The organism is Shinella sumterensis (assembly GCF_004514425.2).
In the GTDB taxonomy this organism is placed as follows: Bacteria; Pseudomonadota; Alphaproteobacteria; order Rhizobiales; family Rhizobiaceae; genus Shinella; species Shinella sumterensis.
Genome location: NZ_MYFN02000001.1, coordinates 625,683 through 641,225, shown reverse-complemented (window position 1 = coordinate 641,225; position 15,543 = coordinate 625,683). Strand labels below are relative to the sequence as shown.

Below are 15,543 nucleotides of genomic sequence, written 5' to 3'. Positions count from 1 at the left end.
CCGAACCCTTGGCGCTCAGGCCCCGGACCCCAGATAGATGTGATGCAGATCGTCACGCTGGGCGAGGTCTTCCGCCTTGCCCTCCAGCGCCACGCGACCGCTTTCGAGAAAATAGGCGCGGGAGGCATGGGCAAGGGAAAGCGCGGCGTTCTGCTCGGCAAGCAGGAAGGCCACGCCCTTCTCGCGGTTGAGCCGGACGATGATCCTGAAAATCTCCTGGACGATGGTCGGCGCCAGCCCCATCGAGGGCTCGTCCAACAGGACGAGGCGCGGCTGCGTCAAGAGTGCGCGACCGATCGCGAGCATCTGCTGCTCGCCGCCGGAGGTGAGCCCTGCCAAAGTTCGCCTCTTGTCCTTCAGGCGGGGGAACCAGGCATAGATGTCGTCCAGCTGGCGCAAGAGTTCGCCCCGCGCCGGCTTGTGAAGAAATGCGCCCGACAGCAGGTTTTCCTCGACCGTCAGATGCGAGAATACCCGCCGGCCTTCGAGCACATGCACGATGCCGCGTTTCGTCAGGCGGTTTGCCGCCGTCCCCAGGATGTCCTGACCGTCAAAACGCACATGTCCTTGCCGCACCGTCGCCCTGTCGGCAGCCGCCAGCCCGGATATCGCCTTGAGCACCGTACTCTTGCCCGCACCATTGGCGCCGAGCAGCGCGACGATCTCGCCCTGGCCGACGGTCAGTGAAACATCCGCGACCGCCAGGATGGCGCCGCCATAGACGACCTCTATGCCCGACACGTCCAGAAGACGACGGTCGGCGACGACAGGCAGTTCAGACTGAAGGGTCATTTTTCTCTCCTTGTGGGACCGGGGCGGCTCCCGCCCCGATCCTGATGGATCAATTGGTGCCGACGTCGCGCGGCGTGATGCCGTGCTCCTTGGCATAGGCGGCGGACTTGGCGTCGATCAGCGGGCGCAATGCCTCGCGGTCGGCCTGAACCCAGTCGCTGACAAGATTCCAGTTCTGGCCGGTCCACTGCTGGACACGCACGGCGCCGCCACCCTCGTGGTCGGCAGGCGTCAGCTGGAGGTTCTGGACGAGACCGAGGAAACCGGCCTTATCGAGTGCGGCGTCGTCAAGCTTGAGGTGTTCCAACGCCCACTGACCTTCCTCACCCGTGATCGGCCTGTTGCCGAATTTCGCCTGCGCCTGCCGGACGATTTCGACCGAGATGAGCGCATCGACGAGGCCGGAATTGTAGTAGACGCTGCCGAACGCCTTGGTGTCGCGCAGATCCGACTTGCCGGTATCGATGATGTGCTGCTTGAGACGCTTGTGGATCTCGAAATCGGCGCCGGCCGGATAGGGCGTCAGCGCGAGATAGCCTTTTGCGGCATCGCCGGCGGGAATGACATCTTCTTCCGAGGATGCCCAGACATCGCCGATGATGCGGTCAGCCGGGAAGCCGAAGCGTTGCGCCGTCTTGATGGCGACCGGCGTGGAAACGCCCCAGGTGCGCAGGAAAACCCAGTCCGGCTTCTGCTCACGGACCTGGCGCCACTGCGAGGACTGCTCGCTGCCCGGATCCGGCACAGGAATCTGGATGTTCTCGAAACCGTACTTCTCGGCAAGCAGCGCCAGCGGATCAAGCGTTTCTCGGCCATAGGCGCTGTCATGGTAGACGGTGGCGATCTTCTTGCCCTTGAGCTTGTCAAAGCCGCCTTCCTTCTCGGCGATGTAGTTCACGACGGCCGAGGCCTCGCTGTAGAACGTCACCATGACCGGGAAAATGTAGGGAAAGACGCGTCCGTCGGTCGCTTCGGTGCGGCCATAGGCCAGCGTCACCAGCGGAATCTTGTCCTGCGCCGCACGGTCGGACAACGCATAGGCGGCCGGTGCGCCGTTGGGGAAATAGGCAGAGACCGGCGCGCCGTTCAGGCCGCGCTTGAAGCGCTCGTAGCATTCGATGCCCTTTTCGGCCGTCCATTCCGTCTCGCATTCCTGCCAGACGATCGGCACGCCGTTGATGCCGCCCTCCACTTCATTGATGTAGCGGTAGTAGTCGATGCGACCCGCCCAAATCGATGCGCCGGAGGCCGCATAGGGACCGACGCGATAGCTGGCGATCGGGAAGAACTGCTTGTCGCTGTCCGGTCCAGGTGTCGTGTCGATTGCCTGTGCGGAGCCCGCAAGCACCAGCACGGAAGCGGCTGCAACGATCGCGCCGCGCAGAAATGTCTTGAACATACCCATCTCCTGTTGGGGGTCGAGACGTGGCACCCGCCACGCCTCGCCATGGAATCAATTGGTTTCGGTTTCCGGCGTGCGCGGCGTGATGCCGTTTTCCTTGGCGTAGGCCGCGGCGCCCTCCTTGATCAGCGGATTGAGAAGCTCGTGGTCGGCCTTGATCCAATCGGTCTGGAGCACCCACTTCTCGCCGTCCCAGCTCTGGATGCGGGCCGCCCCGCCGCCCTCGTGATCGGTGGGCGTGATCCTGATCTGCTGAAGCAGGCCCTTGAAGCCGATTTCCTCAAGGCGCTTGTCGTCGATGGTCAGGTGTTCGAAGGCCCAGCGGCCCTCCTCGCCATTGAGCGGGCGTGCGCCGAAATGCTTGTAACCGGTGCGCAGCGCCTCCACGGCGAGCGCCGCATTGACGAGGCCGATATTGTAGTTGACGGCACCAAACAGCTTCTGGTCCCGCAGGTCGGACTTGCCCTTGTCGAGGATCTCGGCCTTCAGGCGCTTGTGAATCTCGAAATCCGTTCCGCCCGGATAGGGTGCGAGCGCCGAATAGCCGATGGCCGCGGTGCCCGCGGGAATGGCGTCGGATTCCGACCCCGCCCAGACGTCGCCGATGATATGATCGGCGGGGAAGCCGAAGCGCTGCGCCGTCTTCAGCGCAACGACCGTCGAGACGCCCCAGGTGCGCAGGAAGACCCAGTCCGGCTTCTGCTCGCGGATCTGGCGCCACTGCGGCGACTGTTCGTTGCCGGGATCGGCGACGGGGATCTGGATATTCTCGAAGCCGTACTTCTTGGCGAGCGCCTCGACGGCCGGCTGGCTGGCGCGGCCATAGGCGCTGTCATGATAGACGGTCGCGATCTTCAGGCCCTTGAGCTTGTCGAATCCGCCGACCTTGTCGGCGATGTAATTGATGCCCGTCGAAGCCTGGCTGTAATAGCTGAACAGCAGCGGGAAGGCATAGGGGAAGACCGTGCCGTCGACCGTCTCCGTCTTCCCGCCGGCCGGATCGATCAACGGGATCTTGTCGGCTGCCGCCTTTTCCAGTAGCGCATAGGTCGCCGGCGTGCCGTGGGTGAAGAAGAAGGCGAGCGGCGAGCCATCCTTGCCGGCCTTCACACGCTCATAGACCTCGACGGTGCGGTCCGGGCTCCATTCGGTCTCGAATTCTTCGTAGTTGAGCTTCACACCCTCGACGCCGCCTTCCACCTCGTTGATGTAGCGGAAATAATCCCGCTCGCCGGCCCACCAGAGTTCGCCGGATGAGGCATAGGCGCCGACGCGATAGGTCGGCAGCGGGATATACTGGCTCACCTCCTCGGCCGAAGCCGGGGTGAAGCTGGAGAAAAGCGTGCCGGCTAACAACGCGGCGACAAGCAGACGTTTCATGGTTCAACTCCTGGGTTCAAGATGGGAAGAGACGGCGGCGCGCACCCTGCGCTCGCTGCAAGCCGAGAAGCCTCGCCAATCCTTCCGGCTCCTTGATCAGGAACCAGATGATGAGGAGGCCGAAAATCGCTTTCTGGATGTTCTGGAGCAGGCCGGCATCGACATGGCCGCCGAAGACGTGCTGGAACAGCCAGTCGAGTGCCAGCGGCAGAAGGCTGACGAAGGCCGCGCCGAAATAGGCGCCACGAATGGTGCCCAGGCCGCCGATGATGATGATGAAAAGGATCTGGTAGGAGCGCGTGAGGCCGAAGCTCTGCACGCTGGCCGATCCGAGATAGGCGAAGGCCCAGAGCGCGCCGGCGATGCCGAGGATGAAGCTTGAGACCGCAAAGGCCTGCAGCTTCGCGCGGAAGACTGGGACGCCGATGACTGCGGCGGCCGTATCCATGTCACGGATCGCCATCCAGTTCCGCCCCGTCTGGCCGCGGATCAGGTTGAAGGAGAGGAGCGTCAGGAGCGCGACGATGCCGAGCGTCAGGTAATAGCGCCCGTGCGGCGTATTGGCCTCCAGCCCGAAGAAGGAGAGGCCGCGCGACAGGGCGATGGTGGCGGACGAGTTGCCATTGTAGAACCAGGGAAACTTCAGGAACAGCCACTCGAAGAAGAACTGGGCGGCGAGCGTGCTGACGATCAGGTAGAAGCCCTTGATGCGCGTCGACGGAATGCCGAAGAGAAGCCCGACGGCACCCGCGATGAGACCCGCCACGACCAGCGCCAGCGGCAACGGCAGATCGGGAACACGCAGCTGGAGCGAGAAGGTCGCGTAGGCGCCGACCATCATGAACGCGCCGGCGCCAAGGGAAAGTTGGCCAGCGTAGCCGGTCAGGAGATTGAGGCCGAGGCCAGCGAGGGACAGGATCAGGAACGGCACGATGATCGCATTGATCCAGTATTCCGAAGCGAGGAAAGGGGCGGCAAGAAGCACGGCGATTGCTGCGGCAATGCCGACCGCCTTCAGGCCGACGGGGTCGACAGGTTCGGCGGCAGCGGGCAGGTTGATCTCGGACATGGCTCAGACCCTTTCGATCTGTCGTTCGCCGAACAGGCCGGCCGGGCGGATGAAAAGGAAGACGAGCGCCAGCGCATAGGCGAACCAGGGCGTGATGCCGCCGCCGAGATACGGGCCGATATAGGTTTCGGCCAGGCTCTCGCCGGCTCCCACGATCAGCCCGCCGACGATGGCGCCGGGGATCGAGGTGAAGCCGCCGATGATGAGGACGGGAAGAGCCTTCAGCACCACCAGCGACAGCGAGAACTGCACGCCCTGGCGCGCGCCCCACAGCAAGCCGGCGACGAGGCCGACCAGTCCCGCGACCGCCCAGACGATCTGCCAGATGCGGTTGATATCGATGCCGAGCGACAGCGCCGCGCGCGTATCATCCGCCACGCCCCGCAGCTGGATTCCGATACGCGTGCGGTTGAACAGCAGCGACAGGACGACGACGATCGCAAGCGCCACACCGGCGGCAATGAGGTCGAACTGGCTGATCATGATATCGCCGAGGAAGATCGGCAGGTCGTCGATGCCGAGGTTCAGGGCCCGCACCTGCGATCCCATGATGCCCTGCGCGACGCCCTCCACGACATAGGAGAGGCCGAGTGTCGCCATGAAGAGCGTCATGGGGCTGCGGTTGGTCAGCGGACGCAGCAACAGCTTTTCGATGGCGATGGCGGTGAGGATCAAAAGGGCGATCGTCACGGCAATCGCGCCGAGCGCCGGCACGCCCTGATCGGTGAGCGTGACGAAGGTGAGCGCGCCAAACAACAGCAGGGAGCCCTGGGCGTAGTTGAAGACGCCCGACGCCTTGTAGATCAGCACGAAGCCGATGGCGACGAGGGAGTACATCGTGCCGGCAAGCAGGCCGCCGATCAGGGTTTCCAGGAACATGTTCATGCCACGGCCTCCGCATGTTGGGCGCCGAGATAGGCAGCGATGACATCCGGATTGTCGCGGATGGTTTCCGGCGGGCCGTCCGCCAGCTTGCGTCCGTAGTCGAGCACAACGACATGGTGGGCGAGTTTCAGGACGATGCCGATGTCGTGCTCGATGAGAACGACGGTGAGGTCCAGCTCCCTGTTGAGCCGCGCGATGACCGCCGCGATCTCCTGCTTTTCAGCGGCGTTCATTCCGGCCAGCGGCTCGTCCAGCAGAAGCAGGCGAGGCCTTGCGACAATGGCACGGGCGATCTCCACCTTCTTCTGAACGCCATAGGGCAAAGTGCCGACGACGGTTTCGGCATGTTTCTCAAGGTCGAACAGCTTCAGCACATCCAGAGCCCGCGCGCGAAACGCCTTCTCCTGCGAGAGCGCACGCGGTAGCCGGAACGCCTCCTCGACCAGCGTCACACGGGACTTGCGCGACAGGCCGGCAATGACATTGTCCAGCACGCTCATGCCGGAAAACAGCGCATTGTTCTGGAAACCCCGGCCGATTCCGCGCCGCGCGGCCTCGAGCGGCTGCATGCGCCGGAAGTGTTCGCCCTCAAACACGATCTCGCCGGAATCCGGTATATAGACTCCGTTCAGAATGTTCAGCAAAGAGCTCTTTCCGGCGCCGTTCGGACCGATCAGAGCGCAGATTTCACGGCGCTCGACCTGAAAGGACAGGTCCGAAATCGCCTTGACGCCCTTGAAGGAGAGCGAAACGTTTCTGACTTCCAGGGCGGGACCAGCAGAAGTGGTCATCGGTATCATGCTCCTCATTGCGTCCTGAGGCACACGCCCGCGCTCGCCCGATCAGTGACGGGGCGTCCGGTCTGTGTGCTGGGAAGGGTTGGCGGCTACGGCCGCGCGTGAAACTAGATCGGCGTCATGCAGCCTCGCCGGCGGCGGCATCCGCCTCCTCGCGCTTCACCCGCTCGATATCGCGGAAGCGATGGGCGGGGTGGCTTTCCGGAAGGTACGGGCCATCGCCGAAGAGTTTTTCGCGAAGCGTGCCGTCCCGGTAACCGGTGGCGTAGACACCGCGCTTCTGGAGCTCCGGTACGAGATAACCGATCACATCGGCAAAGGTCTCGTGTGCGAGGGCATAGGCCAGGTTGAAACCGTCGATATCGGTCTCTTCCACCCATTCCTGCAACAGGTCGGCAACCGTCGCTGCGGACCCGACAAACAACGGCCCGAGACCGCCGATGCCGCCCCACTTCGCCAGTTCCTCGATCGTCCAGACCTTGCCGCCTTCCGCCAGATGCTCGACGGCCGAGATGATGGCGTTCGTCTTGACCTTCTTGACCGTGTCGGCGGGCTTGTAGTGACCGAAATCGATGCCCGTCCAACCGGACATCAGGACCAGCGCACCGTCATACGAGGCATATCTCGCGTATTCTTCGTATTTCGCCTGTGCTTTCGCATCGGTTTCATCGACGATGATCGTCGCCATCGCATAGATCAGCACCTTCTTCGGGTCCCGGCCCTGCGCGGCGGCGCGCTGCCGGATATCGGACACATAGGCCCGCGTCGCATCCTTGAGCGGTGTCGAAATGAAGACGCATTCCGCATGGCCGGCCGCGAACTGCTTGCCCGCGCCCGATGCGCCGGCCTGGAAAAGAACCGGCGTGCGCTGTGGCGACGGTTCGCTCAGGTGATAGCCGGGCACCTCGAAATATCTGCCCTTGTGGCCGATCTCGTGAATCTTCGTGGGGTCGGCGAAGATGCCGCGCTCCTTGTCCCTGACAACAGCGCCCTCTTCCCAGCTGCCCTCGAGGAGCTTGTAGAGCACCTCGACGTACTCGGTCGCCACATCATAGCGGTTGTCATGGGAGCGAAGCCCGCCCTGCCCGACATTCTTTGCACCGCTCTCGAGGTAGGAGGTCACGATGTTCCAGCCGACACGACCCTTGGTGTGGTGGTCTGCCGTCGAAAGGCGCCGCGCGAATGTGTAAGGGTGCTCGAAGGAGGTCGATGCGGTAATGCCGATTCCAAGATGCTTGGTCGCCTGGGCGATGGGATTGGCCAATTGCAGCGGATCATTGACGGGGATCTGCACGCCCTGGAGCAGGGCGTTGTCCAAATTGCCCTTGTAGACATCATAATAGCCGACGACGTCGGCGATGAAGATGGATTCGAAGAACCCGGTTTCAAGGAGCTTCGCGAGGTCCGTCCAGTAGTCGAGATCCTTGTATTCCCAGGAGCGGTCGCGCGGATGACGCCATAGGCCGGGGGATTGGTGTCCCACGCAATTCATCTCGAAGGCATTGAATCGTATCGTCTTGCTCATGAAGTCTCGTCCGTTTGGCTGGACGAGACATTATGATCCCAAAACGATGCCGGACAGGCATTCTATATTTTTTATAGAATTTATCTTGAAACAAATTTCCGCTGCGCTTCGGGCCCAGGGTGCCGGCCTTTCACCAAGCCGATACCCTGCGTTCAAAGCCCTTCGTCGTTGACTTAGCAACAGACCCGATCAAGCCGCGTTCGCGGACGCGTCGGATTGGCGTGCCTCGATGAAGCCGATCAGATCCTCGATGCTGATGAGCGGCAGTTGATGCTGTTCTGCGAAGGCGATCAGCTCCGGCAGGCGCGCCATGGTGCCGTCATCGTTGGCGACCTCGCAGATCACACCCGACGGCGCCTTGCCAGCGAGACGCGCGAGATCGACGGCGGCTTCCGTGTGGCCCGGTCGGCCGCGCACGCCGCGCGGATGAGCGCGCAGCGGGAAAATGTGGCCCGGCCGGGCAAAATCCTGCGGCCGTGCGGTGGGATCCATCAGCGCCTTGACGGTTACGGCCCGATCAGCCGCCGAAATACCCGTCGTCGTGCCGGAAAGATAATCGACGGAGACGGTGAAGGCGGTCTGGAGATACTCCGTGTTCTGGGGAACCATCAGCGGAATGTCGAGCGCATCGAGACGCTCGCCTTCCATCGCCACGCAGATGAGGCCGCGGGCGTGTTTCATCATGAACGCGATGATCTCGGGCGTCACCGCCTCCGAGGCGACGATGATATCACCCTCGTTTTCACGGTTTTCGTCGTCGACGACCACGATCATGCCACCACGTGCCAAGGCCGCGATTGCGTCTTCAATTTTCGACAGTGCCATTTCATTGCCTTTCAAGGGTTGCCGTAGCGGCGATTCATCCCTTGGGCGAACAGGCCTGCACCCGCGCGGACGAGCGGTTTTGCAGACATGCCCTCTTCCATCCGGACTTTAACCGTCGGCTCCGGCATCGCACCGGATCTGCTGACCCCTTCATTCACGAAAGGCGCTCGCGGGCTCCGGGCTCTCGCCCGATACCGCCGGTGGGGAATTTCACCCCGCCCTGAGAACATCTCTAGATAAGAAATTTTGATAGGAGAATGCAAGAGTGGCGTTAGGCATCACCGATCTAATTGTCCCGCAAGCCACCCGCCGTCCGCAGAACGACCAGCCAGTCCGTGGTCCCGGATGCTCTCGAGGATGTCGGCACCACCACTCGTCGCAGGTCGGCGTCAGGTTTCGTGGCGGCGAGTGCACCGGTGGCGGGGTCGTACCATTCGACGGCGCCGGTTGCGGCCGCCAGGACAGCAGGGTCGAGATCGAGCGAGGCGACGCCCTGGATGTAGGCGGCGGCAAAGGTTCCATCGCCTGCGACGGCGGATATGGTAGTGGCGGACGGTATGCCCTCGATATGACGCACGAACCGCCCGTCGTCCGGTTTCAATTTCCACCAGTCGAAGCGCTCGAACAGGCGCGCCAGATGGCCGATGCTTTTCGCCCCTTCGCTATCGAGCGCCTGCCGCCATCCCTCCGGCGTGTCGTAGAGCGCGGGGCCGCTGAAATGCCAGACGGGGTTGTTGCCGAAAACCTGGCCGCTCGCACCCGACAGAAGCGCACCATAGGCGATCTTGCGGATTTCGTCCGCCTTGACCCCATGCTCTCCTTCATAGCGCGACTCGATCATGAAGAAAGGCCGGTGCGGCCCGGCGCGATAGCGTGCCTGCACGGCGGCCGCGACGTCCTCGTAGGTGTAGACCGTATCGATCGATAGCCATTTCGCATCAGGCCAATAGGCGGCCGTCGCGCTGTCGCGATTGCCGTGGACGGTCTGCATCGCGCCCGGCGCTCCCTCCTCGATGCCCAGCGCCAACGCATCGACCAGCGCACGGTCCGGTGGATCATAATCACCGCCCTGCACCCAGATGATGTTGGGATAGCGGGCATAGCGCTTGCCGATATAGCGCCCGTAAGCACGCAAGGTCTGCGGACCCGCCGCCGCCATCTCGGCATACCAGCCCTGCGGCCCACCGTTCGCGCCGGCATAGGCCGGTGCCAGCAGCACCAGCATGCCGGCCCGCAGAGCGGCATCAAGGACATGCTCGGCATCCGCGAAATAGCGATCGTTCGGCCGAGCGAAGTCGCCCGGCGCCAGAAAAGGCGCGACGCCGGCTGCATTGTTCGGCGCGTTGCGCGCGAATTCATGCTCGATCAGCGAGACCAGGATGGTGTTGAACCCCCGCGCCTTTCGATCGGCAATGTAGAGATCGGCATCCTCGGGCGGAAGATCGGCGATCAGCGACCAGGCCGCATCGCCCGTGATGAGGAACGGTTTTCCGGCCGCATCCTCCAGATATGTGCCTGAAGCGGCGATGCGCAGGGGAAAGCGCGCCTCGGCACCGGCCGGCATGACGCGACCGGCCAGCAACATGAGGCCGATCAGCAGGGTAAAACCAATGGTCCGCATCTTCCCTCTTCCTTGTTGGATACCATGGCTCAAAGCCGCTCCCGGACACCCCGCAGCCAGTTCTTCAGCGGCCGCGGCAGAAAGGTGCGCAGGCCGGCACGCAGTCCGCGCGGCATCGACCAGCCATTGATCGAAAGGGGGGCGGCGATTAATGGCGGGTCTGCTGCGATCCCGCGAAATATCGTGGCGTAGCCCGCCGCCATGTGCTCCACCGTGAAAGCGCCTTCGACCTTGCGACGCGCAGCGACCGAGAGGCTGCAAAGCTGCGCACGATCCGTGTCGAGAGTGCGAACGATCTCGGCAGCACTTGCGGTGTCGCCGACCGGGAAAAGCAGCCCGTCGCGCCCATGCTCCACGATCATGTCGGTGACGCCGCGAAGCCGCGAGACGACCGGCACGCATCCCGCCGCCATGGCCTCCACCAGCGCCATCGGCAATCCTTCGTAGCGCGATGGCATGAGGAAGATATCATGGCGCGCCAGCAGCGCGGGCACGGCCTGTGCCGCAACGGCTCCGGCATATACGACCCGCGGCGCCCGCTCCGGCATCGCAGCCTTCAGTCGTTTGAGATCAGGGCCGTCGCCGGCGATGGTCAGGGTCGATGACGCCGGCAGCCGCGCCAGGATGTCGGGCAGCCAGAACACACCTTTGGAGGCGTCCTCGATCCGTCCGAGAAAAAGAAGGCGAAGTCCCTGCCCGCTCGGTCGTGGCGACCGTCCGGTTTCAGGGAAGGCATCCAGCGCAACGGCGTTGGCGATGACACTGGTGCGCCCGGCGGGGAAATGATGGCGTTTCACAAGATCATCGCGGCAGCGCTGCGACACGCAGACCGTCGCATGCACATGAGGCCGGATCGCCTCGGCCGCCGCGTAGGTTCCCGGCGTGATGTTGTGCACGACCATCAGGCGAATGAGATCGGCGGGAAGATAGCGCACGATATTGGTCTGTATGCGGTCGCTGAGCACATTGACCACCACGCCGTCAAACCCGCCCGCAAGGATCGCCCTCTCCAAGAGGCGCGCCGCGGCTCTGTCGTCCACCTGGGACGGCACCTCCACGAGCGTGCCGAATGCCGCTTCCTGCTCCAGCCCTGAAGCAAGCCCTTGGCCCGCCGGCGCGAGGCCGAGCCAGCAAAGCTCGATCCCGTGCGGGGCGAGGCCCGCACGCAGGTTTCTGAACACGGTGTAGGTGCCGCCGAGATGCGGCAGGACGAAATAGGCGATCTTCATGGTGGCCCCTCTGCTTCTTTTGTAAGCCGGATGGGTCATCGGAGAAGCTGGGCGTTGGAGGCGGCGGGCGGCTCTTGGCAGGAGATGGCCTGCTTTCTACCTCTTTCGGCGCAGGTCCTGTCTCCGAATATCGGCGTTTTCCGCACTGCATCACGGCGCGATAGTGCGGCCGCTTGACTGTCCCTTCAACGCATATTCGACAGCGGCGGACACTCCATGAAAATCGCCTTGCTCGGGCAATTCGGGTCCGGAAACTCGGGAAACGACGGCTCGCTTGAGGCGATGCTCGGCTTTCTGCGCGGCGCGCTTCCCGACGCGAACCTGTTATGCGTCTGCTCCAATCCGGCAGCGATCCGCGAGCGGTTCAGACTTGACGTGATAGGCCTGCGCGCCCACAGGGCCTCTGTCTCACGAACGCGGCGCTGGCTCGAAAGTGGGCTAGGGCGCAATTTCGGCCGGCTCGTCAGCCTTGCCTCGATCCTGCGCATAATGGGCGATGTCGATGTGATGGTGATCCCCGGGACGGGTATCCTGGACGACTTTCAGGAGTCGCCCTTCGGCTGGCCGTTCATCGTTTACTGGTGGTGCCTTGCCGCCAGGCTGCGCGGCGCCCGCATCGCCTTCGTCAGCATCGGTGCCGGCCCGATCCGCGGTGCGCTCAGTCGCTGGTTCCTCACATCGGCCGCGCGCATGGCCACATATCGCTCCTATCGCGACGACTTTTCCCTGCGCTACGTCCGGGGCCTGGGCATCGACACCGCGCCCGACCATCGCTTTCCCGATCTTGCCTTCGGGCTGCAGGCGCCGGCGCAATCCGACGCCGTGCGTGACCGGCAGAAGCCTGCAACGATCGGCATCGGCGTCATGCGATATCGCGGATGGGAGCGCGATCATGCCGATGCGGAGGCCATCTACGCCACCTATGTCGAGAAGATCGCGAAGGTCGCACGCCGGCTCATGGATGGCGGCCACGACGTACGCCTGTTCATGGGCGACACATCGGATGAAAAGGCGCTCGACGATATCCTTGCCGCCCTTCCGGAAACCGGCAGCCGCGGGCGGCTTTCGGTGGCCCGTACGACCTCGCTGCAAGCGGTCATGGATGAGGTCTTGAAGGTCGATGTCGCCATCGTTTCACGCTTTCACAATCTACTCTGCGCCCTCAAACTCAATCGCCCTGCCCTGTCGCTTGGATATGCGGAGAAGAACGACGAGCTGATGGCCGCATTCGACCGCGCCGAATTCTGCCAGCATATCGAGCGCTTCGACGTGGAGCTGGTGCTGCGACAGGTGGACATGGCCCTGGACGACCTCACCGCCGCCGAAAACGTCATCGCCCGGCACAACACGGCAATTCGTGCCGAACTCGTGCGTCAGCAGAATCTGCTTCTCGCACAAGTGCTGGTCCGTCGGCGCGGCAAGACCCTACCACTTGTACAGGATGCCCTACGCTGAATGGACAAGTGGGCATCGCCGCGCGTGCGCCTATCCTGCTTGCAACCATCGGAATGAACCTCGTGATCCAGACACCGCAGACCTCCAGCCATTTCCCGAAAGTGTGAGCCGCATGGTCCGACGCGCGTATATGATGGCATCGCTGGAGCAGTATTTCGCGCTCCTGATCAATTTCACCGTGCTGGTGATCGTGGCCCGCATCCTGACGCCCGGCGAGATCGGCGAGGCCGTGACGGGCCTGGCTATCGCCGTCGTCGCCTTCTCCGCGCGCGAATTCGTCACATCGGACTTCCTCATCCAGCGCGGCACGGTGGACGTCGAAACGTTGCGAACCGCGCTGACACTTCAGGTCGCAGTCAGCGTGATGATCGCCGCGGCCCTCGTCGCCCTCTCCGGCCTCATCACCCGCTTCTATGCCGCGCCGGATCTCTCCTTCTTCCTTTCGCTGGCAGCGGTGGCAGGCGTCATCGAGGCGCTCGCCCAGCCCGTTATCGCGCTCCTCCGACGCGAGATGGGCTTCGGTGTCCTCGCCTGCATCCGCACGGCGGTTTCGCTGACCGCGGCACTGTTCACAATCATGTTAGCCGCCCTTGGCTTCGGGCCCATAGCCTTCGCATGGGGTATGCTCTCGGGATCGTTGATGCTGGCAATCCTCGCGGTCACCTGCTCACCCTTACCCGCAGCCGCGATCTTCCGCCCGGGCCTTGCGCGCTGGCGTGAAGTGCTGAGCTTCGGCCTGTTCAAGGGCGCAGCGCTCGTGGTGGAACGCCTGCACGAAACCGTGCCGCAATTGATCCTGGGGCGCATCGCCTCCATGACCTCGGTCGCGCTTTACAATCGCTCGAACACCCTTTGCGGCATCCCCGACCGCATCATCATGTCGGCCTTCTACAGCATGGCCTTTCCCGCGCTGGCAAGCCGCGTGCGCGACGGTCACGACATCGAGAAGACCTATCTCGGCGTGCTCGCCTACCTGTCCGTCCTCTACTGGCCGGGCGTGGTGCTGATCTCCCTCCTCGCCCCCTCGATCGTCGGTATCGTGCTTGGGCCACAATGGACCGAGGCCGTGCCCGTCGTTCGCGTGCTGGCGCTCGCGGCCGTCTTCTGGCTGCCGGTCATCGTGACAGGACCGCTTCTGCTCGCGCTCGGCCGCAACAGGGACGCCTTCCTGGCAAGCCTGGTCTCGCGCTGCCTTGCCGCCGGCATCCTTTGTGCCGCCAGCCTCCATGGCGTGATGGCCATGGCACTGAGCCAATTCGTCTCGCTGCCCCTCCAGATGGTGGTCGCGCTCGCCTTCGTGCATCGCCACGTCCGCTTTTCCCTGTCCGGCCTTGCGGCGGCGCTGATGCCAAGCGCCGTCGTCACCGGATTTTCGCTAGTCGGGCCTGTCGCGCTCCTGGCGATGCCCGGTCATCAGGAGGCAGGGCTTCTCGTCTTTGCCGGTGCAATCCTTCTTGCCGGCGGTGGCTGGCTGGCAGGGTTGCTTGCCACGCGACATCCGTTTCTCATCGAACTCCAGGTTCTGCTGAATGCCGGCCGCGACCGTGCCCGCCGGCTGCACCGATTTCTCGTGGCATCGGGAGCATGAACCATGGCGAGCGTCGACGTCGTCATCCCCAACTACAATTACGGCCGCTATCTCGAGGCCTGCGTGAACAGCGTGCTTTCGCAAGACATGGCCGAGATCCGCGTCCTTATCGTCGACAACGCCTCCACGGACGACAGCGTCGACGTCGCCAGACGCCTCGCCGCCTCGGATTCACGGGTCAAGCTGCTTCTGCGGCCGGAGAACCTCGGCCCTCATGCCTCCTTCAATGCAGGGATCGACTGGGCGCGCGCCGATTACTTCCTCCTGCTCTTCGCGGATGATTTTCTGGTCCCGGGTGCGCTGCGCCGGGCGACCGCGGTCATGGAACGGGATTGCGGCATCGCCTTCTGCTACGGCCGCGACGTGGCGATCCGGGGCGACGTGCCGATCCCGGAGATCGAACCACAGCCTGCCGATCCGCCACTCAGGCTGATGACCGGCCGAGCCTTCATCGAGCGCTTCTGCCGCCTCGGCGTCTTTCAGATACCTGGACCGTCCATCGTCGTGCGCACCAGCGTCCAGAAGCGTGCAGGCCACTACCGGACCGCACTGCCGCACAGCGACGATTACGAACTCTGGCTGCGGCTTGCGCTTTATGGAACCGTGGCCGAGCTGGATTGCGTCCAGGCCGGCATCCGTTCGCATGACGCCAACCGCTCGACCGAGCTTTGGGCGCACCAGACCCTGCACATCCGCCACACGGCCGATGCCGCCGAGAGCTTCTTCTATCATGAAGGGCGATGGCTCGACGGAGCGGAGACGCTGCGCCGTCGCGCCCGGCGCGGTATCGCCGAACGCGCCTACTGGTCGGCGGTGTCACATGCGCTCAGGGGAAACGGGGAAGCGTGGAAGCTGCTGATGCTCGCCTTCCGCATGGCACCGGCGACCGCCGTGCTGCCGCCTTTGGGCTACCTGCTGCATCGAGCTGACACACTGCCGCGCATGCGCTCCCTGCTCGCCAGGATCCAGCGATAG

General features: G+C 63.7%; 13 protein-coding genes and 1 riboswitch. Of the genes, 3 read left to right on the top strand and 10 right to left on the bottom strand.

The genetic code is table 11. The features are described 5' to 3' along the window. Positions 1-15: 15 nt before the first annotated feature. From B5M41_RS03075 to B5M41_RS03030, 10 genes are all read right to left on the bottom strand, one after another. Positions 16-792, bottom strand: coding sequence for an ABC transporter ATP-binding protein (locus B5M41_RS03075; protein WP_134648718.1), 777 nt, complete (start codon positions 790-792; stop codon positions 16-18). Positions 793-841: 49 nt separating this feature from the next. Beyond that, positions 842-2,191 (bottom strand): ABC transporter substrate-binding protein, encoded by a 1,350-nt coding sequence (locus B5M41_RS03070; RefSeq protein WP_134648717.1) that lies wholly within the window; start codon positions 2,189-2,191, stop codon positions 842-844. 54 nt (positions 2,192-2,245) lie between these two features. After that, a complete protein-coding gene (locus tag B5M41_RS03065) occupies positions 2,246-3,574 on the bottom strand; it encodes an ABC transporter substrate-binding protein (RefSeq protein WP_134648716.1) in 1,329 nt (442 codons plus the stop codon). Between the two features lie 16 nt (positions 3,575-3,590). Beyond that, complete coding sequence (locus B5M41_RS03060) at positions 3,591-4,643, bottom strand: branched-chain amino acid ABC transporter permease (protein WP_134648715.1); 1,053 nt, start codon at positions 4,641-4,643, stop codon at positions 3,591-3,593. Positions 4,644-4,646: 3 nt separating this feature from the next. Then, positions 4,647-5,528: a branched-chain amino acid ABC transporter permease gene (locus tag B5M41_RS03055; protein ID WP_134648714.1), complete on the bottom strand. Its 882-nt coding sequence runs from the start codon at positions 5,526-5,528 to the stop codon at positions 4,647-4,649. Continuing rightward, positions 5,525-6,319 (bottom strand): ABC transporter ATP-binding protein, encoded by a 795-nt coding sequence (locus tag B5M41_RS03050; protein WP_134648713.1) that lies wholly within the window; start codon positions 6,317-6,319, stop codon positions 5,525-5,527. Before B5M41_RS03050 ends, B5M41_RS03055 begins: the two co-directional genes overlap by 4 nt. A gap of 124 nt (positions 6,320-6,443) precedes the next feature. After that, positions 6,444-7,850, bottom strand: a complete 1,407-nt coding sequence (locus B5M41_RS03045) for an LLM class flavin-dependent oxidoreductase (protein ID WP_134648712.1) — start codon at positions 7,848-7,850, stop codon at positions 6,444-6,446. Between the two features lie 189 nt (positions 7,851-8,039). After that, a complete protein-coding gene (gene ribB / locus B5M41_RS03040; protein WP_134648711.1) occupies positions 8,040-8,675 on the bottom strand; it encodes a 3,4-dihydroxy-2-butanone-4-phosphate synthase in 636 nt (211 codons plus the stop codon). Positions 8,676-8,760: 85 nt separating this feature from the next. Next, positions 8,761-8,907, bottom strand: a riboswitch (FMN riboswitch). A 54-nt stretch (positions 8,908-8,961) separates the two neighbouring features. Beyond that, positions 8,962-10,296, bottom strand: coding sequence for an apiosidase-like domain-containing protein (locus B5M41_RS03035; RefSeq protein WP_134648710.1), 1,335 nt, complete (start codon positions 10,294-10,296; stop codon positions 8,962-8,964). A gap of 29 nt (positions 10,297-10,325) precedes the next feature. Continuing rightward, a complete protein-coding gene (locus B5M41_RS03030) occupies positions 10,326-11,525 on the bottom strand; it encodes a glycosyltransferase family 4 protein (RefSeq protein WP_134648709.1) in 1,200 nt (399 codons plus the stop codon). Between the two features lie 216 nt (positions 11,526-11,741). On the opposite strand from B5M41_RS03030, the gene B5M41_RS03025 reads away from it, so the two are divergent. The 3 genes from B5M41_RS03025 to B5M41_RS03015 all read left to right on the top strand — a co-directional run bounded on the left by B5M41_RS03025 (position 11,742) and on the right by B5M41_RS03015 (position 15,543). Then, positions 11,742-12,980, top strand: coding sequence for a polysaccharide pyruvyl transferase family protein (locus B5M41_RS03025; RefSeq protein ID WP_134648708.1), 1,239 nt, complete (start codon positions 11,742-11,744; stop codon positions 12,978-12,980). A gap of 112 nt (positions 12,981-13,092) precedes the next feature. Beyond that, complete coding sequence (locus B5M41_RS03020) at positions 13,093-14,568, top strand: oligosaccharide flippase family protein (protein ID WP_167718980.1); 1,476 nt, start codon at positions 13,093-13,095, stop codon at positions 14,566-14,568. Positions 14,569-14,571: 3 nt separating this feature from the next. Next, positions 14,572-15,543: a glycosyltransferase family 2 protein gene (locus B5M41_RS03015; protein ID WP_134648706.1), complete on the top strand. Its 972-nt coding sequence runs from the start codon at positions 14,572-14,574 to the stop codon at positions 15,541-15,543.

Coding starts and splice junctions, on each gene's coding strand:
- B5M41_RS03075 (WP_134648718.1), bottom strand. CDS start 792: ATGACCCTTCAGTCTGAACTGCCTGTCGTCGCCGACCGTCGTCTTCTG.
- B5M41_RS03070 (WP_134648717.1), bottom strand. CDS start 2,191: ATGTTCAAGACATTTCTGCGCGGCGCGATCGTTGCAGCCGCTTCCGTG.
- B5M41_RS03065 (WP_134648716.1), bottom strand. CDS start 3,574: ATGAAACGTCTGCTTGTCGCCGCGTTGTTAGCCGGCACGCTTTTCTCC.
- B5M41_RS03060 (WP_134648715.1), bottom strand. CDS start 4,643: ATGTCCGAGATCAACCTGCCCGCTGCCGCCGAACCTGTCGACCCCGTC.
- B5M41_RS03055 (WP_134648714.1), bottom strand. CDS start 5,528: ATGAACATGTTCCTGGAAACCCTGATCGGCGGCCTGCTTGCCGGCACG.
- B5M41_RS03050 (WP_134648713.1), bottom strand. CDS start 6,319: ATGACCACTTCTGCTGGTCCCGCCCTGGAAGTCAGAAACGTTTCGCTC.
- B5M41_RS03045 (WP_134648712.1), bottom strand. CDS start 7,850: ATGAGCAAGACGATACGATTCAATGCCTTCGAGATGAATTGCGTGGGA.
- ribB (WP_134648711.1), bottom strand. CDS start 8,675: ATGGCACTGTCGAAAATTGAAGACGCAATCGCGGCCTTGGCACGTGGT.
- B5M41_RS03035 (WP_134648710.1), bottom strand. CDS start 10,296: ATGCGGACCATTGGTTTTACCCTGCTGATCGGCCTCATGTTGCTGGCC.
- B5M41_RS03030 (WP_134648709.1), bottom strand. CDS start 11,525: ATGAAGATCGCCTATTTCGTCCTGCCGCATCTCGGCGGCACCTACACC.
- B5M41_RS03025 (WP_134648708.1), top strand. CDS start 11,742: ATGAAAATCGCCTTGCTCGGGCAATTCGGGTCCGGAAACTCGGGAAAC.
- B5M41_RS03020 (WP_167718980.1), top strand. CDS start 13,093: ATGGTCCGACGCGCGTATATGATGGCATCGCTGGAGCAGTATTTCGCG.
- B5M41_RS03015 (WP_134648706.1), top strand. CDS start 14,572: ATGGCGAGCGTCGACGTCGTCATCCCCAACTACAATTACGGCCGCTAT.